We start from the raw sequence: 23,609 nt of genomic DNA on the forward strand, positions 1-23,609 counted from the left end.
GATTTCTTACTACTTCCACTTTTAATCCCCCCTTTATTTCACAATGATTTTAGTTGCCATGGCTTGATGTCCTGCCCCGCAGTATTCATTACATAACACTAAATACTCACCTGGTTCATCAAACGTTTGCGTAATTTTTTGGATATATCCAGGCATAACCATGGCATTTAAATTGGTTCCTGCCACTTGAAAACCGTGGGTTACATCCTTCGAAGTCATTGTGAAATGGACGGTAGATCCAGCAGGAATTTCGATATTACCTGGATTAAAGCTAAATATCTGTAATGTCATAACCACTTCATACTCTTTATCCCCTATTTGGGTAATACCGGGATTATCAAATGGAGCTATTTCATCCACTTTCTGCGGGTCAATTCTCTCCTTATGACTTGGCGGTCCCATTTCTAGCGCAAAGGTTTGGTAGCCTGTAATGAGCATAAAACCGATAATCATTCCGAAGCTCAAGGTAAGCCATATTTTTTCAGATCGATGCATCTTCATCAACTCGTCCTCCTATACTCGAATCATATAAAGTCCAAACACAATCACATATGTCAGCAGTATGACGCCGCCCACAATCCCCACCGAAAAATAGGTACCTAACATCGACTCCTTCTCTTCCTCAGACTTCTTATTATTTAAATTTGAAGCTCCCACCTAAATCAGCCTCCTTATACCGTTCTTATACTCATCATAGTGGGTAGGGGTCTTCGAAATAGTGAACTGTATCACAGCATCTATTGCAAATGTGTCAACTTTTTGACAGCATTGGTAGGTGTCTCTTCCAAAAGGTTCCTGCCAACACCCAAATTTGGTGGATTTCTAATTACCCATTAGTTTTCAAGGAGTTTTGGCAAAAAAATAGAATATATATGAAACAGCAAGCTTACGTAAAAACATTATTTAATTTTGGGCTACTCAAATATGGATTACGGAGGATTAGCATATTGCATAAACTTAGATTTCTCTGCCTTTTACTATTTTTTTTCTCTCTTTTTCTAAGTGGTTGTAAAAAAGATGAAGAGGTAAATGGGGACTTACAACCGCAGCAAGGGGAAGTGGAGGAAAAGGGGACAATTGAGGAGCAACGAGAAGAAAACGATGACCATCCTGAGCCCAAGCAAAATCAAAAGGATAAAGTTGATAAACCCGAGGTGATTGAAGAAAACAGAGTCACAATGACCATAAATCACGTGATTCAGCAAACCACTCATCCGGAGTGGGATGATCTAACACAACGTAGATATCTAACCATCCTTACCTCTTCAAAAGAAGCTCATCAGCTATTGATCCATTTCATGGATGAAATGAATCAATCTCAAGTAGAGAATCTGATTCAAGAACAATTTCCAAAAACAATACAGTTCAGTTGGTCCGGCAATGACTTACATCTCACCATTCCACCTTTTGAAGAAGTAAAGCCATATACTTCTCAGACCCTTTCAATAGATGGTGCTCAAACCGCAGATGGAGTCATACTTCAAGAACAATCAGTATTTACATTCGTACTTCATCCACCTAAACAAATATGGCGTTTCTCAGCAGATGGCAGTGGGAGTATGGAAGCCCTAACAAATTTCCAATCCTTGTTTACATGGGGTTACGGTTTATTTGATGAGCGGTACTGGTTGTTATCACATCCCACTATTTATTGTGAGTGCGATGCTGTTTCCCCATCATTGATCTTCCTATTCGATTTGGAAAATCAAACCCTTGAATACCTCGGTACTTTTAACGAATCAATTTTAACCTACAATGGGGACAGTCCGTTCTGGATTGATAAACGAGGTTTATTTTTAAAAGAAAGTGCAGTTGAGGACTCTGACCCAATCTACCAAACTTTATATAAACCAAATGGGTATGTACAAGGAGCACTATTTATAGAAGACGGTACCCGAATTGTTTTAGCATTAGGTGAAAATGCTGAAGATCGATTTCAGGACTTAGTTTTTATTGATTTAGAAACAATGGAAGAAGAGGTATACCCTGATGTTATACCTGGATTTTTCTATAGCGAATTAAACGGGGATCATGTCCATACACCTCTTGAAGATGAAGGCAAATACCTCTACTTTGCTGTGACCAAGACGGAAGATCAACCAGAGGGTGGATTTTATCGTTTTGAAAAAGAAACAGGAATAGCTGAAAAATTCGAGAGTATACATGGCTTTAGTTTTCCAAAGTACTCATTTGATCGTAAATACAAGGCTATTCCGCTTGAGGGTATCTTCCTTGATGATCAAAAGGTCTATGATGCACAAGTTTGGGAATATCACTGGAGCCCAACCCAACACCGTTTTGTAACACAAAAGTTTATACCAGAAAGCATAACTAGATTATATGAAGTAATAACAATCGGATCCGAAGAAAAATTTTCAATTGAACTTCCTGCAGAGTACTCATTTGATAAATGGTCCGCTGATGGAAATTCACTCTTTTTCTGGGGCCACTAGGAGATTGACAGGTCCACAGGTACCTGTCACCACCCATTATTTATCGAAATACAAAAAGCCCTCAAACCTCTCTGTTCGCGGGATTGAGGGCTTTTATTTTATTTTAGAAACTTTGACTACCTCTTAAACCAGTCCGCATTGTCATCCATATGGAGGAAGGGAATATCGGTATCGACTTCCCCTGATATCCGTTCCAACTCTAGGTCTTTACCCGCTAACCAATTAGCAAAATTGAATTCAACTGGATTACGGTCTCCCCCCAACGTAATCCAAGCTTTCATCTCGTGAGGGAGATATCCGGTTGTATGGATTGTTCCAGCCCAGCTTCCATACAAATCTGAGAAAACTCCTTTATCCGTGTCGTTCAACAAACGAAAAGCCGCTTCAGCTGATGAAAGGGTTTCAAGCTTGTTCTCCATCACACTTAACCGTCTCTTCGAATCCACTAGGTGATTCCTATTTTCATGCGTTAGCATCTCAAAGTGGTTCGCACAGGCAATGGTCTTTCGCACCTTAACATCACGCGGAGTAGCCTCAACTGCATACGCCTCCCCTTTTTGGTCGTAAACTACATATGTAAAAGAGTGACGATGAGGAATCTCCTTCAACATATCCACAGCTTCTTCCACATTCGCGCAAGACTCTAGAATAAGTCTCCCAATCATACAGCAGATAAAACCATTCCCAGGACTTTTTCGATTCATAAAGTTATATCCAATTACAAGGCCCTTTTCATTCATTCCATCCATTCGACCTGTCACTCGCTGACTCGGACCAATTATGGCATAACCTTGACCGTCAGTCGGTTGATAAAAAGTATATCTTCCTTCATATGTTTTCGGGTGGTAATCATAGTTCCGAATCAAGTAGTCTTTTCCGGTTATGATCGAACAGCCTGATTTTACATAATCCACCCGGTAACCACCAAACTCCTTAAGCACTCGCTCCATAGGCCATTCAAGCGCATCACGTAACCCATTGATTTCGTCCCAAACACCTGGTGTAAAGCGAGTAATCGCTTGTTTTGCCTCTTCTATATTTATTGAAAACCTAGGTTTTCGAACCTTCCATTGGTTTTCACGGTTCCTTACGGAGAGGGAATCCTTCAGTCGCTCTCCCTGCATGTACCCAAAGTCATAATGTGAACCTCTAAATTGAATGATTTCACTATATATTTGCTTCATTATGCTTCTAACCTTTCTAAACCTGATGTCTACTTAGGATACTTGATTTTTCGCTTGAAGGAAAATGAAATGCGTACTGGTTAATCGGATTTGCGGCGATTCTTTAGAAGACAGCCAGTTTGGGGAAATTAACGGATATTCTGTCCGCCAAAATCTCGGAGGGTCTCCGAACGGACTCAGGTTCCGTTATTTGTAAAAAAATGCCGGTTATTGATAGACAAGCGGACTCAGGTTCCGCTATTGACCCATTTTCAAGCATTTTTTGGCTGGATTTTATCAAATAACGGAACCACTGTCCGCGAACCTCTATAAAACAGGCGTTTTGGACTAAAAAACGGATTCTGTGTCCGCCAAAACCTTGAAGGGGCTCTGATGTGGGACAGTAAACCTGTCCCCCTGTCCCAAAAGGAGGAGATTTTAGGTTTTAAGGGAATATGTATGGTAGGTGAATGGGAATTCATTTTTATATTAGAGGGGGTCATTTTTTGTCTCATACATATTTTTTTACAGGGTTTCCTGGGTTTATTGCTACTTCTTTGATTAAAGAAATCATCCGAAAAGGTTATCCGGTTTGTCATATTTATGTTTTGGTCTTACCTAATTTCAAAGATCGAGCACTTGAAGAAATTGATAGAATTGCCTCGAAAGGGGATATAAATGCCTCCCAATTTACAGTCATTACGGGAGACATTACTCGTCCTCAATTAGCTATTGATGACCCACTCAATGGAGAGCTGCAGTCAAAAGTGACGCATGTTTTTCACTTGGCAGCTATATATGATTTAGCTGTTCCAGAGGACATTGCCTTTGAAGTAAATGTCAATGGAACCAAGAATATGAATGATTGGGTCCTTACCCTTCCCAATATAGAACGATATGTGTATTTTAGTACCTCCTATGTAGCTGGAACTCGGGAAGGACGCATTTTGGAGACTGATTTGGATATGAACCAATCGTTTAAAAATCACTATGAACAAACTAAATATAAAGCGGAAGTCCTCGTTAATGAGATTATGAACCATGTTCCCACTACCATCATTCGTCCGGGAATTGTCGTTGGACACTCCAAAACAGGAGAAACGATAAAATTTGACGGCCCGTATTTTATTTTGAATTTCTTCGATAAGCTAAAATTTCTTCCTTTTATCCCTTACTTAGGGAACGGGAAAGCGGAAGGTAACTTTGTTCCCATTGATTATATCCTTGATGCAACGCTCTACCTGTCACATCATTCGGTTGGGGCTGGAAAAACGTATCAACTAACGGACCCCAAGCCTTATCGGGTAAATGAAGTATATCGGATGTTAATGAAGGAACAGCTTGGCAAAGAACCTAAAGGATCCATACCTCTTGCATTTGCTAAATGGTCCCTGTCGATTCCTACTTTTAGAAAATGGGTCCGTGTTGAGAAAGAAGCACTTGATTATTTTACTTGTATGGCAGAGTATGACTGTTCCCAAACTCTACGAGATCTAGAGGGATCAGGAATTTCTTGTCCAGACTTTAAAGATGTAATCCCTGCCATGGTCCGGTATTATAAAGAAAATAAGAATGATAAGAGCAAACACCTTAAAATTCAATAAAAGTGAGGTTTACATATGGAAAATATCCATAGTCTCATTACTCAACAAAAAGCTTTTTTCCATATGGGGAAGACAAAAAAGCTCGCCTTTCGACTTGACGCACTTGAAAAGCTACGAGGTGCGATTAAAAATAACGAAGATAAACTCTTACAGGCTCTAAAACTAGACTTAAACAAATCAGAATTTGAAGCCTACGCCTCAGAAATTGGCGTCGTACTAGAAGAAATTCGCTTCACCATCAAACATTTACAAACCTGGGCAAAGCCTGAAAAAGTAAAAACTCCGATTACTCATATGGGTTCGACTAGCTACATTTATTCTGAACCGTATGGAGTTGCCCTCGTCATTTCACCCTGGAACTACCCATTTCAACTGGCAATTAACCCGCTGATTGGAGCTATTGCGGCAGGAAATTGTGTTGTTATTAAGCCATCTGAGCTTACACCTAAGACATCTGAAGCAATTGCCCACATCATTGCAGAAATTTTCCCGCGGGAATTTGTTGCTGTCATCCAAGGGGATGCGGAAACAAGCCAAGCTCTTCTGGCTGAAGATGTTGACTATATTTTCTTTACGGGAAGTGTACCGGTTGGAAAAATCATTATGGAGGCTGCTGCAAAGAAGTTGACTCCACTCACACTTGAATTAGGCGGAAAGAGTCCTTGTATAGTGCACAAAGATGCTAACATCAAGCTAGCAGCCAAACGAATTGCTTGGGGGAAGTTCCTAAATGCGGGGCAAACCTGTGTAGCACCAGATTATCTGTATGTTCACGAAGACATTAAGGATGGGTTTGCAACTGCATTCAAGGAGAGTATCACAGAATTATATGGAGACACCCCGCTCCACAATTCAGAACTAACTCGAATTGTAAGTGAAAGACATTTTGAACGACTTGCCGGCTTTCTTCAAGATGGAGATCTCCTCATTGGTGGAAAGTCCGATAAAGAACAACTAATAATTGAACCAACCGTTTTAACAAACATCACTTGGAAAGATTCCATTATGCAGGATGAAATATTTGGTCCAATCCTTCCTGTCCTAGAGTATAATGAATTGTCAGAAGTTATAACAGGGATTCACAATCACCCTAAACCGCTTGCTCTGTATCTATTCTCTGAGTCTGAAGAGGTCCAACAAGAAGTTCTTAACAGCATTACTTTTGGTGGAGGCTGTATAAACGATACTGTCTATCACTTCGTATCTCCATATCTGCCCTTCGGTGGTGTGGGGCCAAGTGGGATCGGTGCTTATCATGGGAAAGGTAGCTTCGATACTTTTTCACACAAGAAAAGCGTTTTGAAGCAAACTACCCTATTTGACATTCCCTTTCGATATCCGAATGTTAAAAACGGTTTAAAAAAGATAAAACTATTCCTAAAATAAACGCGAGTAGCTTTCAAAAGCTACTCTATTTTTTTTGCACCAGCCTATGGAGACTTGATTATATTCTTTTGAAAACTGGAGAAAGTAACAATAACATGATTGGAGGTCATTATATGGTCAATCAAGGCGGTCCAAGCGGATTTAACTTCTACCCTTTTTTGTTTACAGATGTAGACTCTGACACAGATGTGAAATTAAACGAAGATCGATATGAAGTGTTTGTGAATGGGAATTTTGTAGGGTATAAAACCTTAACAAATGAAGGTGACCAGTTATCGGATATAGATGATTTCCTCCGTGAACAAGGTCATGAAGGTTTTACCTCTTCACTGGATGGAGATCATTATATTATTCAAACCGAACAAAAAGAAGAAGATTTGTCCCGTGCGTTATCTGTATATTTCCATAACAGATAGTCTTGTGAAAGGAGCAGATTTTTAATGGATACAAATGAGTTCACTTCATTCTTCAATGAAATGCCTGATTTTAATAATCATGACGAAGCTCGTTCTTGGTTAAAAGAACAATTTCATGAGAAGTGCCTATTTCGAGGTAGTGATTCTGTCGAAGGTCAAACAGTTTATTTCTATCACCTTATAAAAGATCCAGATGTATATCAACAGTACATGGAAAGCTTTGCTAGCGAGCATGAGCAAGAACATAAAATTACGAATATGAAAACCTTTGAAAGCTATCATACAATTGTTGTAACAGCAGATGGGGAAATAACCATCCAGTCATAAGAGAAGTGTAACGAGCACATGAAGAATAACTCGTATGTAACTTCCATTAGTGTATAAAAAAACAGAGCCTGTCCAAAGGGATAGTGGCTCTGTTTTATTTAAATTGCAAATGCATGTCTTCCGATTTTCTCAATGACTTTACGATCAAAAATCCAATCACTTGTAGCGGTATCTGGGTTATAGAAATACAGAACATCTTCATTGGCTTTTTCATACTCATCCAATGCTTCCTTAACCGCCTCTTTGGCTTCTTTATCAGCTGGTTCGTTAATTGAACCATTTTGAACCGGTTGGAAAGCATTCTTTTGATAGATAACCTCTTTTAGTGTGTCTGGAAATTTTTCATCTTCGACACGGTTAATGACAACCGTTGCAACTGCTACCTTTCCTTCAAAAGGTTCTCCCTTTGCTTCCGCATGAACAAGACGAGCTAGTAATTTTTTCTCCTCTTTAGACAGCTTGTAGACAGGATCCTCCTTGTCTTCTACTGCAGATTTAAGAAGGTTCTCTTTCTTTTCACTTAATGTCTTCATAAGGTTTACTTTTTCGTCTTCTTCAACCGAATCCAAATCTATATCAAATAATTGAACCGTATCTTCCTTTGTTTGCGCAGATATATGAACAGCCGGTATCATTGAAAATGAACCGATAATTAGTGTAATAGTCATCAAAAAGATAAGAAATTTATTCATGTTGTTACCCTCCTGTCTGTTTTTTTATAGGCAAACAGGCCTAACTGGAAGGGTAACAGGTTTTCATACGGTTCTCACTAGTGAAAGTTTGGTAAAATTGGTAATGGGTCGAAAGTCCTTGTGGCTACTGTAGTCGTCATATATCTTAAACAAATGGTAATTTTCCCCGTCAGACATTGAACTCCCATAAACCAAGTTGACCTTTCGCTGGGATAAAGTCATCTAACATCCTCATATCCTGTACTTCCCAAGCATACACACCAACTCTATAATCACCTAAAAAATAATCATTCCCAGAAACGATTCTTCCATCCTCTAAAACTGCCCAAGTCTCATTATTTTCCGTTACTCTCAGACAATTTGTTAGCATACATGTTGCGATAATCATCCCCGTCGGAAGACTTTCTGTATTGGCTCCATGCTTTTGAAGTAACGCCTTAATGGCGACATGATTACATACAGCCTTATCGATTTTTTTACTAGTGTGAATCGCCAAAGGTCCACGATAATTTGTTTTCCATGTTCTTGTTTCATAGGTCGCCTCTCTATATACAAACAGGCTAGCCCAGGGCTGAATCATCGATAAAACTTTCATGAAGCCGTCCTCCATTTGGCAATCTATTTTAGAATAGAGTTCCCGGATAAGGGTATTTATAAAAAACAAAAAGAACCGACATCCAGCATACGCCTTCAATCGGTTCTTCTGTTTTCAATTTAGTTATTATAGTAGATACCAGAACCAGGACCGATATCGATCCCTGTAAGCATCCAAATAATGAGCATGATTACCCAAACAATCGTAAACGCAATGGAATATGGAAGCATGGTGGAAATGAGTGTACCAATTCCAACCTTCTTGTCATATTTTTGCGCAAAAGCAATAACGATTGCGAAGTAAGGCATTAGTGGTGAGATAACATTTGTAGTAGAATCCGCAATTCTGTATACCAATTGCGTAAATTCTGGTGCATATCCCATGCTCATTAACATTGGAACAAATACTGGCGCCATAATAGCCCATTTAGCAGATGCACTTCCAATGAATAAGTTAATGAATCCCGATACAACAATAAATGTAAGGATCAGTCGAATCCCTGTGAATCCTGTTGACTCAAGGAATTGAGCGCCATTGACGGCTAAAACTAACCCTAACTTAGACTCGCTAAAGTAAGCAACGAATTGAGCCGCTACAAACGCAAGAACGATATATGATCCCATTGTCGCCATTGTTTCCGACAACTGATCTGCTACATCTTTATCGTTTTTAATGGATTTTGTGATTTTCCCATAAACAAAACCTGGAATAAAGAATGTGATTAAAATAACTGGCACTAACGAGTGGAAGAACGGTGCGTCGATAATTTTCTCTGCTCCTCCACGTAATGGCCCCCATTCAGGAATAACAAGTACAGCCATCACAGCAGCAGTTGCAATGAACGCAAACAATGCTGCCCACAAACCTTTTTTCTCTTCCGGCTTTAAATAGTCCACTTCTTCTTTAACGTTTCCTTTGTATGCACCTAATCGTGGTTCAACAATTTTATCTGTTACTAAAGTACCCACAATAGTTAGAACAAACACAGAAGCAATCATGAAGTAATAATTCATTGCATAGTTAATGGTTTCTGCATAGGCAGGGTCCAAAATTGCTGCTGCATCCTTTGTTAGTCCACCTAGCAACGGATCTAACGATGTCAGTAGCAAGTTAGCACTGAATCCGCCTGATACCCCAGCAAATGCTGCTGCTAATCCAGCTAAAGGGTGTCTTCCAAGTCCAGCGAACAAAACAGCCCCAAGTGGTGTTAGTACTACATAACCAGCGTCAGCTGCCATACTTGACATGATACCACCGAAAACAAGCGCTGCTGTCATCAATTGCCTTGGAACAGACGTAACTAGGCCACGTAACGCAGCACTTATTAGGCCAGAACGTTCTGCAATACCAATACCCAACATCGTTACTAGCACAGTTCCTAATGGTGCAAAGCCAGTAAAGTTTGTAACCATACTCTCAAATAGGTAAACAATCCCCTCAGAGCTTAATAGGTTTTTAACCTTTATAATTTCACCCTCGTTAAGGGGATCTTCTACTTGCAAGCCCATATTCGCAAATAGAGCTGAAAGAACGACCACAGCTAATGCAAAAATTGCGAATAATGTGACGGGATGTGGCAACTTATTACCGACACGTTCAATTCCGTCTAATGAACGCATTACCAAACCTCTTTTAATCGGATTTGCCATTCAAACCTTCCTTTCCCTTATTTTAAATTTTCTAAAAATAGTATTTTCAGGACAAATGTGATTATAGGAAACTATTAAACAGAATGGAAGGGAATTTAAAACATGCAGAATAGGAGTACTGTTTACAAAATTCACAAGAGTAGCAACCTAAATAGAAAAAGCCCTTGCCTTCAGTCTTTAAGAACTCCCATTAAGAGTTCTAAACCAAAGCTAACCAAAAATTGTTAGCACTTCAGACATTCCAAACTACTCCTCTCATTCCCTTTTCAAGATGGTTTTATCGTCATAATGGGTACATTGTTTAAAAAGGTACGTAAGCACTAGAAAAAAGGAAAAACTGTATAATAATCCAGTCTTCTTTTGGCCAGACAGCTTTGAACATGTGTATACAATCGCAAATTAGCGTTAATTTAAATTTTACGTTTTATATGGGAAATTAAGGAAACAATAGAGAGAGATTAGATGAAGGGGTCAAAATTGTGAATGCTACTATTACCTATTACACGGCAACTATTTTGGGGGCGATAGGAGTCCTATTCTTTTTAAGAAAAGGTTGGAAATCTTACGGTTTGTTATTTCTAACCAGTAGCTCTGTTGCAATTATATTATGCTTTGTCTTTGTTAAATTGGGATTTTACTCATTCCCTCACATTCCTTTCCCCGTTCAATCGCAAATCCCCTTTATTGCTATGACATTAACCTTCCCTGTTGGGGTGATGTTTGGTGTCAGATACAGCCCTAAACAATGGATATGGAAAGTGCCTTTTTATTGGGCTATTGTTCATATTGGAGTTGGGATTGAAGCAATGATAAAAGGGTATACATCCATCATTAAATATGATTACCAGTGGGATTTATGGGATACCTATACATGGTGGTGGATTTATTTCCTATTTTTAGAATGGGTAGGTGGAAAAATGATTCCTGATCACTTAAAAAGACCTATCGATGGGGAATTATTTCGCTATGGTAGATCTGGGTGGATCATCTTCCATTTAATTGTTATTATTACCATTTTTTTAGCAGGTTACTATTTAGGGAAAATCACAAATTAACGCATTTATTGTCATGAACGGTAAGGACTTCACATGGAAAGACCCCAAATCCGACAAAGTCATCATCGAAATCAGGGCCTGCCTATAACAGTTTTATTTTCTTATTACTTTTTAAGTACTAACTTCACAACCGCTTCAACATGTGCCGTCTGAGGAAACATGTCCACAGGTTGAATATATTGAACCTTGTAGTTTCTACTAAGGTGGTCAATATCCTTCGCTAAGGTTGAAGGATTACAGGATACATACACTAGTGTCTTAGGCTTCACTTGAAGGATGGTTTTTAATAGCGCTTGATCACAACCCGTACGCGGTGGGTCTACCACTACGACATCAGGCTTCCACCCTTCTTTCACCCACTTGGGTAAAACTTGCTCCGCTTTTCCCACTTCAAAGGAGATATTTTCAATACCTTGTGCTTTTGCATTTTCCTGTGCATCTTTAATTCCATCTGCAATGACATCCATTCCACGCACTTCACCCGCATTAGCAGATAGCCAGATTCCAATGGTTCCGACACCACAGTAAGCATCCACTACTTTTTCGGTACCAGTGAGTCCCGCAGCCTTTTCAGCTTCCTTGTATAACTTTTTTGTTTGGTAAGGGTTTAGCTGGAAGAAAGCTCTTGCTGAAAGCTCATACGTGAATACATCTAGCTGTTCTTGGATGGCTTGTTTTCCTCTTAAATGTCTTGTTTTATCACCGAAAATTAGGGACGTTTTCTTCGGATTAAAATTGTGCATAATCGAGGTTACTTCAGGCAGTCTCATTTCGATTTCCGCCACCACGGCTTCTTCTCTAGGCAATTCCTTCGTTACCGTCACGAGTACAACTTGAACTTGCCCCGTCTCCACTCCGATTCGAGTTACAATGGTCTTAACACTACCTTTTCTCGAGCGTTCATCAAAAACCGGAATGCTAAGGTCGGCTAAAATCTGCTTGACCGTAGTCGTTACCTTATTGGTCAATGGGTGTTGGACAATGCACTCGTCAATGTCAATGAGCTTATGGCTGTCCATACTGTAAAGACCCGCGATCACTTTTTTGTCCCGCTTCCCAACTTGGAACTGACTTTTATTTCGGTAGTGCCAAGGGTTGTCCATACCAATCGTCTGGCGGATATCTAGCTTTTGTACTGAAAGCTTTGTATATCTCTCTAGTGACTGCACCACTAAGTCTCTTTTGTGAGCCAGTTGGTCATCGTAATGTAAATGCTGCAGCTGACACCCGCCACATAGCTCATATACTTTACAAGGTGGCATAACTCTGGATGGTGATTTTTTTCTAATCTTATGAATTTCCGCTTCCGCAAAGCGCTCATGTATCTTCGTTGCTTTTGCAACAATTTCTTCACCCGGCAAAGCTCCAGGAACGAACACAGCTCCCCTTTTGAAGTAACCAATTCCTTCTCCGTTAATCCCTAGCCTTTTAATAGTTAGAGGAAACGTATCTCCTGTTTTTAGGTCTATATTTGACTTTTTATTTGTTTGTTGTGGTTTTCTTTTTGGTTGTGGCACTTTCAATACTCCTCCATAGATAGAGAGAAGCATAGGTCATATAAGGCTTCCATGCTTCTTTCCATTCATCCATTTCTTCATAGGTTGGTTTTCGGTCTAATTGATGTAAGTTCTTTAATGCATTTTGCAATCCGATATCTGCTGCTGGAAAGAGGTTAGGCCTCCCTAATCCGAATGACAGGAAGTTTTCGGCTGTCCATTTTCCTATGCCCCTCACCCGCATCAATGTATCCATTATGTAGGCTTCGTCTTTTGACTTCAACTCATGTAAATCAATTTCACCTGAAGCTACCAACTGGGAAAATCCAATCACATATTCTGCCTTCCGACCACTAAATTGTAGTTCCCTTAAGTCCTCTACTTTAAGGTTCGCTATAACCTCTGGTGATGGATAAAACCAGACACCTTCCTTTTGTTCACCAAACGTTTCAACAAATCTTTGGGTTAAGGTAAAAGCAAAGGATAAATTTAGCTGCTGATGAATGATACACTTAATCACGCATGAGTACAAGCCGAAGTCGAGAACAAGTGGTGTCCCTTTATGTTGCTCGAAAATAGGAGCTAAGTCTGTTTGGAGGAAATGCTCGTGGATTTCCTGCATATTTGTGTTCCATTGGAAGAGACGTTCGACTTCTTTCTTTACATCAGTTTTTGTTACCTGGTTATTTTCCTGGAACGTTAGTAAAAATTCCGGCTGTTCTAATGTTCCGGTTGCTTGTACGGTGACTGGGATTTTCTCATCCTGGATGTAGACAGGTACCTTAATGAACCTTTGTTCTAGGTCAACCTGGTTAAGTGGATCTAAAGATAGTCTTTGTAAAATTCCATCAAAATGATAGGGACCGCAAACCTTCTCTTTCATTTGAATCATAGTGGTTTCTCCGTTCTGTTCCTATTTATTGCCATTATAACACAGGAAAATGGCTTTACACCTTTACCTGCTAGGAGGCAAAAAAAGACCACACCCTAAACAGGATGCAGTCAGATCTTTACAGGGGTTCATTCATTACTAAATCGTCTAGACTTTCAAATCGATATCCTTGCTTCTTCAAATCTTGTATGACTTTTTGTAACGCATCTGCATTATCTTTTGAAACAGTGTGAAGCAATAGAATGGCTCCAGGATGAATTTGTGCCATGATGGAGTCATAAGCATACTTCCATCCTTTTTGCTCTTTCACTTTCCAATCAATAAAGGCAAGTGACCAGAAGACGTGGGTGTAGCCTTCCTCTTTTGCCACTTTCAACGTTCTTTCACTAAATATTCCACGTGGTGGGCGCAAATAGTTCATGTGCTTTTGCCCTGTGATTTTTTCTACCTCATCTTTAACATACGCTAATTCTCTTCTAATTTGATCATCCGAGGTCCGTGAAAAGTCAGGATGAGAATTAGAATGATTCCCAACAATGTGACCTTCGTTAACCATCCTCTTTAACAGCTCTGGTTCAGTTCGAATATAGTGCCCGGTTACAAAGAAAATAGCCGGCACTTGTTCTTCTTTTAAAACGTCTAAGACTTGCGGAGTGAAGCCATTCTCATACCCATTATCAAATGTGAGATATAACACTTTTTCATCGGGCGATCCTTTATAAAAGGCATCATACTTCGCTAGCAGGTTTTCATATTTAGCGCCTGCATCAGGTGGCTGTCCATTTCGCGCTTTCTTAAATCCCCAGCCAATGGATTCATTTGAAACCGCATATGTAGTATGAGTGACCAATAGTGCGGCCATTATAACGATAAGCATTTTGTTAAAAATCTTCATACGTATCCTCCAAAACCTTTTTGATTAGTTTTGGCTGGATTTTTATAAACATTCTGATGTGGGGTTGGCAATTATTTCTGAGGGGTATGGTTTGAGGGGATGAATTCAAATTCTTGGAGGCAACGTAGCTGAAGCCGCACTGAAACTCATTTTTTCGCACTTAACAGTGAAATATTCGCACTCAATTATGCTGTTTTCGCACTCAAACGAGTATTCGCACTCAAATTTAATTTTTCGCACTTAAAACCGACTTTACGCACTCAAAATTAAAGAATCGCACTCAAAACAAAATTTCCGCACTCACCACCCCAACAATATTAACATATCAAGCAATAAGTCCACCCAACAACACCTGTTTTACCTCTAAAAAGCAAATAAATGCAGTTTGGATTATAAAAAACTGCCTATTTTACAAACTCCAACTAAATTTAAATAACTTCCTTCAAAAACTTCCCTATTTTATTAAAATCCAATTAAAAAACCCACAAATTTAATTAACTGCCAACCAAAAAAAACCGCCCCATAAAAGGGCGGCAATAAAATTTTATTTAAAAACAGGATCTTTAAACTGCGCTAACTTCTCAAGTGAAGATTTATCCACATCTTTATGCAAGCTGTTTCCATGAGAATCCATCGTTACAACTGCTGTGAAACCTTCTACATTTAGGTGCCACATTGCTTCAGGAACACCGAATTCCATTAGGTCGACGCCATCTACGCCTTTAATACAATCTGCATAGTATTGTGCGGCACCACCAATAGCATTCAAGTACACGCCACCGTGTTCTTCAAGGGCAGCAAGCGTCTTAGGTCCCATTCCACCTTTACCGACAACAGCACGGATACCGAATTTCTTCATGATATCCCCTTGGTAAGGCTCCTCACGAATACTTGTTGTAGGACCAGCTGCTTTAACTTCCCAGTTTCCTTCTGCGTCTTTTAACATAACCGGTCCACAGTGGTAAATGACCTGGCCGTTTAAATCTACTGGTGCATCGTTGTCCATTAAGTGCTTGTGAATCGCATCACGACCGGTGTACATACGGCCGTTAATTTGTACCACATCGCCTACTTTTAAAGAGCGAATTTTTTCCTCTGTAATAGGAGCTTCCAATGTAATTACTTCTGGAGCCGCCTCTGTTGAAGCTGCTACTTCTGTTTCAGCTGCATCATTGAATTCAATTTTTTCACCCTCTTGGTATAACCATTCTGTGATTTCACCAGATTCAGGAGATACTTGAATTCCTAGACGTCTGTAAGCCCAACAGTTATAAGCAACAGACACAAAGAAGCTTGCTGGAATACGGTTCATAACGCCAACTTTACATCCAAGTAGAGTGGTTTCTCCACCGAATCCCATTGTTCCGATCCCTAGCTCATTCGCATGCTCCATTACATAATCTTCAAGCTTACGAAGGTCTTCATTTGGGTTTACATCATCCACGTGACGGAAAAGTTGATCTTTCGCAAGTTCATATCCAGAAGTACGGTCTCCACCGATTCCAACACCGATGAAACCTGCACTACAACCTTGGCCTTGAGCTTGATATACAGAGTGCATGACACACTTACGAATACCGTCTAAGTCTCTTCCCGCTCTTCCTAGTCCTTCTAACTCACAAGGTAAGCTGTACTGGATGTTTTTATTTTCACAGCCACCACCTTTTAAAATAAGGCGTGCATCGATATAATTTTCTTCCCATTGTTCAAACTTGATTACAGGGGTACCATAGCCAAGGTTATCCCCACTGTTAGCTCCTGTAAGAGAATCAACAGAGTTTGGACGAAGCTTTCCATCCTTTGTAGCTTGTGCAATCGCAGCATAAATTGCTTCTTTGATTTTTAACTGATTAACACCCACTGGCGTTTTGATTTTAAAAGTTGGAAGTCCTGTGTCCTGACAGATTGGTGATACTTTTTCATCCGCCATCTGAATGTTATTTGTAATCGTGGCTAAACTCATGGCTGAACGAGTTCCAGCATTCTCCTTTGCTTTAGCCGCTTTAATAGCACGACGAACATCTTTTGGTAGATTAGTAGATGTTTCAACAATTAATTGATACATGCTCTCTTGAAGATTTGCTAAGTTCATCCTACGGTTCCCCCTCTTAGAACTGTATGGACGGAAAAATTCCCGACCGTTTTATTATTTCAAAATAGAATTAGTCATAACTTTTATGCTTTAACACAAACCATTATACTCCTTTTTTCTTACAAATTAAAGAAAGCGGTTTAACAAAAAAACCTTCCACTATGTAGCGGAAGGTTTTTCATTTACTTCACTTGCTGAAGCTTTTCTTCGATATCTTCAATCATTGAAAGTAGTCGATCTATATCTTCCAGGTTGGTTTCCTCTGGATCAATGGTTTCAATAGCATCTAAAAACTTATGTAATCTTTGCTTTAATGCCTGGATTTGCTCATCATTTTTTTTTACTGTTTCTGCCACGAGACTCGCTCCTTTCATACCTTGTCCATGGTACCTTATTTACCGAGATTGTTCAACGAATCCTAATCATTTTGATATTAGTTTTACCCACTGGTATGAAAAAAATCGTACTTCGCCTTATTTGTGTAAATGATTACTGAAAGAAAAACTCAGATTTGACAAGCACTAGATAACCGGATGTTAGTTCTTGTTCCTTTTATGCTCTGGTTTCATCAACTCCCTTTGCAAAACTTGGCATAAAATCCATTTTTGTTCTACTTTTACCAACTACCCCTTCAAAACTTAGACATAACCACCGCCACTCTAACAACCCATAAAAAAGAAGCTGCCCCCAGACAGCTTCTCCTTTTACTTTGGCCGCTCAGATGAAACAAACGTGAACGAAATATGGTCTTGAACAGGAATCCAGGCACCGATTCCTTGAGTGGTTACGTTTTTCACGACAACTTGCCTTTTATGTCCCTTTAGGACGATGTATACTTCTCCGTACGTTACTTTGCCCTTTTCGTTGATTGCCGGTGCAAACGCATATAGATAGCCTAGTCGTTTCGTCGGTATATTATAGATTTGATCCTTTTTCGTACCTGCTCCGACAATCGTTTCGAATGCTAATGGTAGCTTTGATTTTTCACTAGCTTTTAACATCATCATTTTCATGACATCGTCAGCATTCGCTACCTTTGCTGTTAAACCGCCACGAACAACTTTCTGTGCTTCTTGCACATAGTGCATTTGATAGGGGGATTTTCCGCCTCGGTTATCATAAAAGTTTGTGTTTATTTTTTGGTATTCCCAATTTGGAGCTGTTTCCGTTGACTCATAGTAAAGTGGCCACTCTCCAAGATAAATGGTAGCTCTCAATCCTAGTGCAAACGGCGTTTTGTTTACCGAGGATTCATTTAACATTCTTATTAAGTCAGGATTTTCAATTCTAACCTTTGATGATTCTAACAAATTCTGTGTAAAGTCACTTGGTTGTAAATACGGTAAATCCTGTGTTGGGTTGGGATACGTATTTTCCTTTGCAATATTCAAAACAGATTCCGGAATTTTATACGCATTTTCCTTTGGATTCTTTTCTGCCTGGACATTCCCGATCGTACCAAGGAGGAAAAATACAATAATAAAAGCTTGAACTAGTTTCTTCAAAGGTGCTCTACTCCTTTCAAAGCTCATGTATTCTTCCATATTTTTTTCGTTGTAGTCCGGTATTATCCATCTTAATAAAAATAAACCTAAATTTGTAATTGTTTTGTAATATTTAGAATATTTACAACTATCTGATATTGTGGTAATATAAGTTTAACCTAAAACGAAGGAGGGCAAGTGGCACACGAAACTTCTGAAGAGGAGGAATGCTTACCAACCAAGGCTACGAGTGCTAATAAACCTTTCTTAGTAAAATGTTCGTTCGGAATCACCTATAAAACTGTTATGGTAAAAATTTAATATGAAAACGACTGACCCCCGTTAGACGAAACGGGGGTTTAAATTTGTTATAAGCCTAAGAAACAATCTCATAACTTTCAGTAATTTTTATACTATCTTTTACTGATTGATACATCGGACAATTTTTTCTAGCCAATTCCATGGACTTCTCAACGACCTCATTTTTCAGGTCTTGTCCTTTGATCACAAAGTGCATATGTAGATCCGTTACTCGGTTTGCTTCATCCGGGTTTCTTTTCACTTCAGTTTTTACACTTAGATCCTCAATTTCCAATCTCTTCTTCTCCAAAACCTTTTGGAGCACTCCTCCACTGCAAACAGCAACGGATGCAACTAATAATTGAAAAGGCCGAAACCCTTTTGTTTCATCACCTGATACATGTAATTCACCATATGGAAGCTCCGATTTAAAGCCGCCTTCTTGTTTTAAAATAAATTTCATACTGCCAACTCCCTTTCCTTTTATATTGTTATCTTATCGAAGTAAGATTTTACTTGCCAAGAATTATGATTGGGGCTACCATCATTAAAGGTAAACACTTTTACAGAATCAGGAGACTTCTTATGAAAAGCGAAACATTCCGTTTTTGGATTTTAATAAGTATTGTAGCTATCTCAGGCTTTAGTCAAGGAATGCTACTTCCTCTTATCGCTATTATCTTGGAGACAGAAGGTGTCTCTTCCAGTCTTAATGGCTTAAATGCAACAGGTTTATATATTGGAATTCTTTTAATAAGTCCGTTTATGGAGCACCCTTTAAGAAAATACGGGTACAAGCCAATTATTGTCTTAGGTGGACTGCTTGTTATCGTATCACTCGCGTTATTTCCATTATGGACGTCCTTTTGGTTTTGGTTTGTTTTACGTTTGTTTATTGGAATTGGTGACCATGCCTTACATTTCGGTACGCAAACATGGATTACTTCTTTCTCACCAGAGTCAAAAAGAGGTCGTAACATATCCCTATATGGTCTATTCTTTGGAGTCGGGTTTGCTGCTGGACCTTTAATGGCACCTTTAGTAAATGTGAACCAAGCCCTTCCATTCATTATTTCATCCATATTGTGTCTAATTGCCTGGGTCTTTATATTTTTCCTAAAAAATGACTACCCTGAGCAAACCATTGAAGTTAATTCAATAACTGAGACCATGAAACGATTTTCAAAAGCAGCTAAGTACGCATGGGTTGCATTCTTGCCCCCTCTTGGGTATGGGTTTTTAGAGGCTTCCCTAAATGGTAGTTTTCCTGTTTATGGGATGAGAATCGGAATTGATGTTAGTAGTATCTCCGTTCTACTTGCAGCGTTTGCTATTGGGGGAATTGTCTTTCAGCTTCCACTCGGGATTTTAAGTGATAAATGGGGTAGAAAACAGGTGCTTAGCTTAGTACTCCTGTTTGGCTTTATCAGTTTTACAACCGCTAGCTTTTTAGAGCACTCTGTTGTGGCTCTAACGGTTTGCTTGTTTATTGCAGGAATGTTAGTTGGTTCTACTTTTTCTTTAGGAATCAGTTACATGACCGATCTAATGCCTAGAAACTTGCTGCCAACAGGAAACTTATTGTGTGGTATTGCCTTTAGTATTGGTAGTTTGGCTGGCCCTTATATCGGAGGGACCTTCATTCAATTATTCGAAGGTGTGAGCTTCTTCTTAATTATCAGTGTCATGTTGTTCATGATCTACTTAATAACGGTCGTATTTGGAGGAAAAAAAGCAACACACTCTTCCCAAGCTTCTAAAGAATCAATTTCCGCTTAAAAGGCTCCCCTTAAATAGGGAAGCCTTTTCGTTTTTAGTGATATCCGTTTTGACCGTTTGCTGAACCAGAGGTTTTATGTTTTGGATGACTCTTTTTGTTTTGCTTTGTGTTTCCGTCTTTTTTCGTATGTTTCGCCATGGTCCAATCCCCCCTTACTAAAAGGATTTCCCACAGACCGATAGATAACAGCAGGAATATTTTATCAGTTAAACATGCCTAGTCACCTTTTACTTCCCCAAGTAGAGCATTCACTTCTCCACCTACCATTATCATAAAAGCTGATAAATAAAACCAAATCATTAACACAATAATACCCCCAATACTCCCGTATGTGATGGAGTAATTACCGAAGTTATCTACATAGTAAGAGAATGCCAAGGAGGCTAATACAAAGCCAATTAGGGCAATGAGTGCCCCTGGAAGCGCGTGTGATATAGATATTTTTTTATTGGGAGCAATCATATATAGCCCTAGAAATACAATAAAAATGATCACAATACTAATGACCCAACGGATTGTATTCCATAGGTGCAAAAACTCAGTTGATATATTAAAACTAGAGGCGATAAACAGACCAATTTGTTTACCAAACACCGGTAATAATAATGCAATGATAAAAACCGTAATCATTGCTACTGTCAGAACAATCGACATGGTTCTAGCTTTCCAAAAAGGGCGGTTTTCGTTTACATTATACGCTCTGTTAAATCCCTTCACGACTGAGTTGATACCATTAGAAGCTGTCCAGAGTGTTGCTATAACCCCAAATGTTAAGAGCTTTCCATTATGATGCTCCATAATCTGATGTAAGTTTTCTTCAATGAGCATTATGGACTCTCCAGGAGCAAAATCCCGAATCACATTCAAAATATCTATATGAGTAATGGGCAAGTATGGAACTAGACTTACTAAAAAAATAAGTAATGGAAACAGAGATAATAATAAAAAGTATGCAATTTGAGCAGCCAGGCCAATGACATCGTCTTGTTGAAAGCGGCGAAAAAATCGAAATATGAGGGAAGGTATTCCTACCTTTTTAGTTCCCAATCAACTCACTCCCTACCAAAGATTTTGACCTGAACTAATATTTACTCTCCTATTTTATTGTTATCGTTTGTACCATCGATTGCTTTTTTAGACTCATTGATAATATCCGTTACTTTCGGTGGTACATCTTTTAGTTCATAAAGTTTATCTGAGATGTAAGTAACATCATCCCGGATATGTTCATAAGCTTCTTGCCAATCTTGCACTTTCTCTTTTATTTTCTGAGTCGTTTGTTTTGGGTTCCTCAAAGCTTGACCCGCTTTCTTCCCAGTTTGCATAAATTCTTGTCTCGTTTCTTTGTCTAGCAATGTTACAGCTCCCCCAATAAGGGCTCCCCACATTACTCCCTTTAAAAATTTACTGTTCCCCATTTTAATCCTCCTTAATAATGTATTATCATTGTCCATCACAATTCATGTTTGTTTATAATGTATTCTAAAAGTTTCGTGCAACTCTCATTAACCATTTGGTATACTTCTTCAAAATTCCCAGTAAAATAAGGGTCAGGAACATCTAAAGCATTCTGTTGGTCTGCAAATTCAAGAAGTCGGAACACTTTGGAGTTCGGAAAATCCTTTGATAGCTTTTTTAGGTTTTCAACATTGCTCGTATCCATTGCTATTATGTATTGAAAATCATGCAGGTCCGTTTCTGTCACCTGTCTCGCAATGATCCCATCAAATGGAATCTGGTTTTGTCTTAAAATCTTTTGAGTACCATTGTGAGGTGGATGGCCAACGTGCCAGTTCCCTGTTCCTGCAGAATCTACTTCAATAGTAGAACTTAAATTCTTTTGGTTAATTTTATGTCGAAAAACAGCTTCTGCTAGGGGAGAACGACAAATATTCCCTAAACAAACAAATAATACTCGAATCATGGAAGACCTCCTGTTCACTAGGTTTTGACAAGATTTTTAACTTATGAAATGATTATACGTAACTATTTTTTTCCTTTGAGAGGGGTTCAATCAAATCATGAATAATCAAGAAGAAATCACAAAGCTTTTAGACGAAATGGCCACAAAGCTTAAACTAATTAACCTTCAAGCCTTTAGTTCAGCTGGATTTAAAGAAGATGCTTTAGAAGATTTGCAGTATCTACATAAAATGGTTATGCGCAAATCTCATTTTAGCCCCAGTGAAATCGAAGCCATTATCAATGATATCCGGTCATTAAAAGTTTCTAATTAAGAAGAATACATGTCGATTCTTTGAAATTATTGCCGAGGAAATTCTGTTTTTGTAATTTTTCACAAAATTCAGGTAATATTTTGGCGAATGAGAGAAAAGGGGAACGAATTAGATTCACCCTTTTTTCTTTTGTTCTGTTAAAATAACCGGTCCATCTTTTAAAATCGCAATGGTGTGCTCGTACTGTGCTGAGCGTGATCCATCTACTGTTCTAGCCGTCCAACCATTGTTATCCATTTTTGATTGATATGCCCCCACATTCACCATCGGTTCAATCGTAAAGACCATTCCTTCTTTTAATCGAATTCCTTTTCCCGCTTGACCGTAATGAGGAATATCTGGTTTTTCATGCATGGCTGCCCCAATTCCATGGCCGATGAAATCTCTTACCACAGAGAACCCATTCTCTTCTACATAAGACTGGATAGCATGCCCAATATCTCCTACACGATTCCCTGCGACTGCTTGTTCAATCCCAAGGTATAACGCTTTTTCTGTAACCTCTAGTAGTTTTTTATTCTCATCTGAAATATTGCCTACAGCATAACTCCAAGCAGAATCGGCCAAGCCTCCATCCAAGTTCACAACCATATCAATCGTTACGATGTCTCCCTCATTGAGAGGCTTTTTTCTCGGAAATCCATGGCAGATCTCATCATTAATACTTGCGCAGGTTGCATATTCATAACCCTTATACCCTTTTTGTTCAGGAGTTGCACCATGTTTCTTTAAGAATGATTCTACAAATTGATCAATTTCCCATGTTGTGATTCCTGGTACAATCAACTGGGATAATTGTTGATGAACCTCTGCAAGAAGTTCACCAGCCTTTTTCATTTTTTCTATTTCCCTCTGTGATTTTAATACAATCATTTTATTCATCCCTTCAAACTACATTGCTGTCATGGTATCATTTTACAGCAAAATCTGAAACTGTTTAACCAAAAAGGTATCTTGGTAAGCAGCTTTCTTAGATTTGGGCCTTATTATCTGCTACTACTCAATGCTTAAGAACCGCTGAATTGTGCAAGTATTTTTATCTACCTTTGAATACTGGTACCAACTGAAAAGTAATAGTTAAAACTAACACTTA

At 39.0% G+C, this 23,609-nt stretch carries 25 protein-coding genes; 8 read left to right on the plus strand and 17 right to left on the minus strand.

Annotation, left to right across the window (positions count from 1 at the left end; translation table 11 throughout):
* Positions 1–33: 33 nt before the first annotated feature.
* Both ABDZ91_RS17915 and ABDZ91_RS17920 read right to left on the minus strand, forming a co-directional pair.
* Complete coding sequence (locus tag ABDZ91_RS17915) at positions 34–501, minus strand: cytochrome c oxidase subunit II (protein ID WP_343801978.1); 468 nt, start codon at positions 499–501, stop codon at positions 34–36.
* Between the two features lie 12 nt (positions 502–513).
* Positions 514–657 carry a cytochrome c oxidase subunit 2A gene (locus ABDZ91_RS17920; protein WP_343801981.1) on the minus strand — a complete coding sequence of 48 codons (144 nt, stop codon included), beginning with the start codon at positions 655–657 and terminating at the stop codon, positions 514–516.
* Between the two features lie 290 nt (positions 658–947).
* Here ABDZ91_RS17920 and ABDZ91_RS17925 point away from each other — a divergent pair, with 290 nt between their 5' ends.
* The gene (locus ABDZ91_RS17925; RefSeq protein ID WP_343801984.1) at positions 948–2,453 is read left to right on the plus strand and encodes a hypothetical protein; all 1,506 of its coding nucleotides are present in this window, start codon (positions 948–950) and stop codon (positions 2,451–2,453) included.
* 116 nt (positions 2,454–2,569) lie between these two features.
* Here ABDZ91_RS17925 and ABDZ91_RS17930 read toward each other — a convergent pair whose 3' ends face one another.
* Positions 2,570–3,637, minus strand: a complete 1,068-nt coding sequence (locus ABDZ91_RS17930; RefSeq protein WP_343801986.1) for a C45 family autoproteolytic acyltransferase/hydrolase — start codon at positions 3,635–3,637, stop codon at positions 2,570–2,572.
* A gap of 485 nt (positions 3,638–4,122) precedes the next feature.
* Here ABDZ91_RS17930 and ABDZ91_RS17935 point away from each other — a divergent pair, with 485 nt between their 5' ends.
* The 4 genes from ABDZ91_RS17935 (at position 4,123) to ABDZ91_RS17950 (ending at position 7,349) form a co-directional block, all read left to right on the plus strand.
* Complete coding sequence (locus ABDZ91_RS17935) at positions 4,123–5,220, plus strand: SDR family oxidoreductase (protein ID WP_343801989.1); 1,098 nt, start codon at positions 4,123–4,125, stop codon at positions 5,218–5,220.
* 15 nt (positions 5,221–5,235) lie between these two features.
* A complete protein-coding gene (locus ABDZ91_RS17940) occupies positions 5,236–6,606 on the plus strand; it encodes an aldehyde dehydrogenase (RefSeq protein WP_343801991.1) in 1,371 nt (456 codons plus the stop codon).
* Between the two features lie 113 nt (positions 6,607–6,719).
* Positions 6,720–7,022 (plus strand): hypothetical protein, encoded by a 303-nt coding sequence (locus ABDZ91_RS17945; RefSeq protein ID WP_343801995.1) that lies wholly within the window; start codon positions 6,720–6,722, stop codon positions 7,020–7,022.
* 24 nt (positions 7,023–7,046) lie between these two features.
* Positions 7,047–7,349 carry a hypothetical protein gene (locus ABDZ91_RS17950; RefSeq protein ID WP_343801998.1) on the plus strand — a complete coding sequence of 101 codons (303 nt, stop codon included), beginning with the start codon at positions 7,047–7,049 and terminating at the stop codon, positions 7,347–7,349.
* A 98-nt stretch (positions 7,350–7,447) separates the two neighbouring features.
* Here the strand turns inward: ABDZ91_RS17950 and ABDZ91_RS17955 are convergent, their stop codons facing one another.
* From ABDZ91_RS17955 to ABDZ91_RS17965, 3 genes are all read right to left on the minus strand, one after another.
* Positions 7,448–8,041: a cell wall hydrolase gene (locus ABDZ91_RS17955; RefSeq protein ID WP_343802001.1), complete on the minus strand. Its 594-nt coding sequence runs from the start codon at positions 8,039–8,041 to the stop codon at positions 7,448–7,450.
* Positions 8,042–8,210: 169 nt separating this feature from the next.
* Positions 8,211–8,636, minus strand: a complete 426-nt coding sequence (locus tag ABDZ91_RS17960; RefSeq protein ID WP_343802003.1) for an ASCH domain-containing protein — start codon at positions 8,634–8,636, stop codon at positions 8,211–8,213.
* 119 nt (positions 8,637–8,755) lie between these two features.
* Positions 8,756–10,285 carry an AbgT family transporter gene (locus ABDZ91_RS17965; protein WP_343802006.1) on the minus strand — a complete coding sequence of 510 codons (1,530 nt, stop codon included), beginning with the start codon at positions 10,283–10,285 and terminating at the stop codon, positions 8,756–8,758.
* A gap of 479 nt (positions 10,286–10,764) precedes the next feature.
* Between ABDZ91_RS17965 and ABDZ91_RS17970 the strand changes: the two genes are divergently transcribed.
* Positions 10,765–11,340 carry a CBO0543 family protein gene (locus ABDZ91_RS17970; RefSeq protein WP_343802009.1) on the plus strand — a complete coding sequence of 192 codons (576 nt, stop codon included), beginning with the start codon at positions 10,765–10,767 and terminating at the stop codon, positions 11,338–11,340.
* Between the two features lie 104 nt (positions 11,341–11,444).
* On the opposite strand, the gene rlmD is transcribed toward ABDZ91_RS17970, so the two are convergent.
* The 7 genes from rlmD to ABDZ91_RS18005 all read right to left on the minus strand — a co-directional run bounded on the left by rlmD (position 11,445) and on the right by ABDZ91_RS18005 (position 18,962).
* Positions 11,445–12,857 (minus strand): 23S rRNA (uracil(1939)-C(5))-methyltransferase RlmD, encoded by a 1,413-nt coding sequence (gene rlmD / locus ABDZ91_RS17975; protein ID WP_425541864.1) that lies wholly within the window; start codon positions 12,855–12,857, stop codon positions 11,445–11,447.
* Complete coding sequence (locus ABDZ91_RS17980; protein ID WP_343802011.1) at positions 12,820–13,728, minus strand: DNA-3-methyladenine glycosylase family protein; 909 nt, start codon at positions 13,726–13,728, stop codon at positions 12,820–12,822. The genes rlmD and ABDZ91_RS17980 overlap by 38 nt, the downstream gene beginning before the upstream one ends.
* A 118-nt stretch (positions 13,729–13,846) precedes the next feature.
* Positions 13,847–14,590 carry a delta-lactam-biosynthetic de-N-acetylase gene (gene pdaA / locus ABDZ91_RS17985; protein WP_343802116.1) on the minus strand — a complete coding sequence of 248 codons (744 nt, stop codon included), beginning with the start codon at positions 14,588–14,590 and terminating at the stop codon, positions 13,847–13,849.
* A 577-nt stretch (positions 14,591–15,167) separates the two neighbouring features.
* Positions 15,168–16,715 carry a fumarate hydratase gene (locus tag ABDZ91_RS17990; RefSeq protein ID WP_343802014.1) on the minus strand — a complete coding sequence of 516 codons (1,548 nt, stop codon included), beginning with the start codon at positions 16,713–16,715 and terminating at the stop codon, positions 15,168–15,170.
* Positions 16,716–16,897: 182 nt separating this feature from the next.
* A complete protein-coding gene (locus ABDZ91_RS17995; RefSeq protein ID WP_343802017.1) occupies positions 16,898–17,071 on the minus strand; it encodes an SE1561 family protein in 174 nt (57 codons plus the stop codon).
* A 348-nt stretch (positions 17,072–17,419) separates the two neighbouring features.
* Complete coding sequence (locus ABDZ91_RS18000) at positions 17,420–18,220, minus strand: YfkD famly protein (protein ID WP_425541865.1); 801 nt, start codon at positions 18,218–18,220, stop codon at positions 17,420–17,422.
* A 355-nt stretch (positions 18,221–18,575) separates the two neighbouring features.
* Positions 18,576–18,962, minus strand: coding sequence for an OsmC family protein (locus tag ABDZ91_RS18005; protein ID WP_343802020.1), 387 nt, complete (start codon positions 18,960–18,962; stop codon positions 18,576–18,578).
* 122 nt (positions 18,963–19,084) lie between these two features.
* Here ABDZ91_RS18005 and ABDZ91_RS18010 point away from each other — a divergent pair, with 122 nt between their 5' ends.
* Positions 19,085–20,278, plus strand: coding sequence for an MFS transporter (locus ABDZ91_RS18010; protein ID WP_343802023.1), 1,194 nt, complete (start codon positions 19,085–19,087; stop codon positions 20,276–20,278).
* A gap of 217 nt (positions 20,279–20,495) precedes the next feature.
* Here ABDZ91_RS18010 and ABDZ91_RS18015 read toward each other — a convergent pair whose 3' ends face one another.
* From ABDZ91_RS18015 to ABDZ91_RS18025, 3 genes are read right to left on the minus strand one after another with little or no spacing between them, the layout of a single operon-like run.
* Entirely contained in the window at positions 20,496–21,326 is an 831-nt protein-coding gene (locus ABDZ91_RS18015; protein WP_343802026.1) for a YihY/virulence factor BrkB family protein, read from the minus strand.
* Positions 21,327–21,367: 41 nt separating this feature from the next.
* Complete coding sequence (locus tag ABDZ91_RS18020; protein WP_343802029.1) at positions 21,368–21,697, minus strand: hypothetical protein; 330 nt, start codon at positions 21,695–21,697, stop codon at positions 21,368–21,370.
* A 35-nt stretch (positions 21,698–21,732) separates the two neighbouring features.
* Positions 21,733–22,203: a low molecular weight protein-tyrosine-phosphatase gene (locus ABDZ91_RS18025; RefSeq protein ID WP_343802032.1), complete on the minus strand. Its 471-nt coding sequence runs from the start codon at positions 22,201–22,203 to the stop codon at positions 21,733–21,735.
* Positions 22,204–22,300: 97 nt separating this feature from the next.
* Between ABDZ91_RS18025 and ABDZ91_RS18030 the strand changes: the two genes are divergently transcribed.
* The gene (locus tag ABDZ91_RS18030; protein ID WP_343802035.1) at positions 22,301–22,516 is read left to right on the plus strand and encodes a DUF1128 family protein; all 216 of its coding nucleotides are present in this window, start codon (positions 22,301–22,303) and stop codon (positions 22,514–22,516) included.
* A 114-nt stretch (positions 22,517–22,630) separates the two neighbouring features.
* Here ABDZ91_RS18030 and map read toward each other — a convergent pair whose 3' ends face one another.
* Positions 22,631–23,389 carry a type I methionyl aminopeptidase gene (map, locus tag ABDZ91_RS18035; protein WP_343802038.1) on the minus strand — a complete coding sequence of 253 codons (759 nt, stop codon included), beginning with the start codon at positions 23,387–23,389 and terminating at the stop codon, positions 22,631–22,633.
* Between the last annotated feature and the right edge of the window lie 220 nt (positions 23,390–23,609).

Source organism: Bacillus carboniphilus (assembly GCF_039522365.1).
GTDB lineage: Bacteria > Bacillota > Bacilli > Bacillales > JC228 > Bacillus_BF > Bacillus_BF carboniphilus.